This window comes from Maribacter sp. 4G9 (genome assembly GCF_002742265.1).
Taxonomy (GTDB): domain Bacteria; phylum Bacteroidota; class Bacteroidia; order Flavobacteriales; family Flavobacteriaceae; genus Maribacter.
In genome coordinates, this window is the sequence record NZ_MDGL01000037.1 from 1 (window position 1) to 1,610 (window position 1,610).

Below are 1,610 nucleotides of genomic sequence, written 5' to 3' on the forward strand. Positions count from 1 at the left end.
CCTATACTGAGGACTACTATTACTGAAAAACGTCTAAGAAAAAGAGGTTACGAAAGTATGCTAGCGTACTACCTTAGTGTAAAGTTCTGATATAACGAACCGCCGTGTACGAGACCCGTACGCACGGTGGTGTGAGAGGCGCAGTCCGTTCCTAACTAGGGGCGGACCCGTCTACTCGATTGTGCTTTCGTTATTTAAAATTAATAATTTACTGATGCTCTAATTCCTCTTCGATAATATTCTTTAAATTATTTGTTAAGTTTAAAGTTTCTTTTAAAATTCTTAATGCATTTATCTCGGCAAAATTTTTAATAGTTAAAGCCAAATGATATTTTGCTATTTGGTCAGCAAAACTTGTTTCAATTTTCAAAGCATTAAAAAACTGCTCTTGATTTTCTATCAAGTTCCGAACGGAAAATGGATTAATAAGATAAGTGTCTTCAATTGTATTCAAATACATACCATAGTTATTGTCTTGAATTTTAGATAACAAATTTTGTTGATTTTCGAGACTTATTAAAAGATTTTTAATTGATTTTGGAAGTAATTTTATATCTCCTGTTGATTTTAGAACTTCAATGGTTTTTGTATTAAATCTAATTAAACCGAAAGTCGGTTCCACCTTTTTAATATGGTGGTATATAGAATCAAGTGACACATTAGATGTCTCGAAGATTGCCAAATAAGATTCGTATGTGTTTATGCTTTGTTCAACTCTTTTTATTTGAGGGTTTAATTCTTTAATATCCAAATTTATTTCAGATAACAACTGTTCGTAGTATTCAGTTTTTGATTCATGTAGTTTTCTATTTTCATTCCAATTGTTGATTTGAAGCGCAATCAAAATTCCAATTACCACAAGTATAATTTCCCCAATAGCGTATTTAAAATACTTTCCAGTTTTATTTTCCATAAGCAAGTTTTGCCGAATTTTTCTAAAGAATTTTATCATTGGTTAGCGGTTGGTTATAATGAAGCACAACGCAGGGCTATGTGAAGCCACGTTACGGATTTTAAATTTACGCAACTTGTTGGGATAAATTTACAAATACGTGTTGAACGTGGCCAGGTTGCATATAGCCGTTGATATGTACAGTTTTCCTCGATGGCGCCTAAAGGTGATAGGTTGGATGGCCCCTCATCCTACGGATTATGCAAACTGGCATGGCCCTGCGATGATGTACAAATCCCAAGGGGCGGGAATTGGAGCCTTTGGCGACAATGTAGCGACTTGGGTTCACCTTTAGGTGACCGAGCGAAGCGACCGATGAATACCTTTGAAAAACAATAAAAATTAAATGAATAATTGTACATCATCGGTCTCGGCTATGAGTATTTGCGTGGGTTAGCACTTAACTTTACAAGTACACACCAAGTTGGAAATTCCGCAGGAATTTCCAAAGTAGGAGAGAACAAGCAATTACTTATAGCATCTATGTAAAAGCAGCCTGTCGAGTATCTTTAAGATTCACCAAAATCAAAAGATATGAAAACACAACAAACTGCTCCACCCAAGTTATTCATTGGTATCGACATACACAAGCGAAGTTGGAAGGTACACTGTTCGACCGATCTTTTCTCGGGCAGGACCTTTTCCATGTCCCCGGACC

At 35.9% G+C, this 1,610-nt stretch carries 2 protein-coding genes; one reads left to right on the plus strand and one right to left on the minus strand.

What is annotated here, in order from left to right; all coding sequences use genetic code 11:
- Positions 1 to 208: 208 nt before the first annotated feature.
- Positions 209 to 952: a hypothetical protein gene (locus BFP75_RS05235; protein ID WP_099544004.1), complete on the minus strand. Its 744-nt coding sequence runs from the start codon at positions 950 to 952 to the stop codon at positions 209 to 211.
- Positions 953 to 1,088: 136 nt separating this feature from the next.
- Between BFP75_RS05235 and BFP75_RS21725 the strand changes: the two genes are divergently transcribed.
- Entirely contained in the window at positions 1,089 to 1,247 is a 159-nt protein-coding gene (locus BFP75_RS21725; protein ID WP_165776549.1) for a hypothetical protein, read from the plus strand.
- The last annotated feature ends 363 nt before the right edge of the window (positions 1,248 to 1,610 follow it).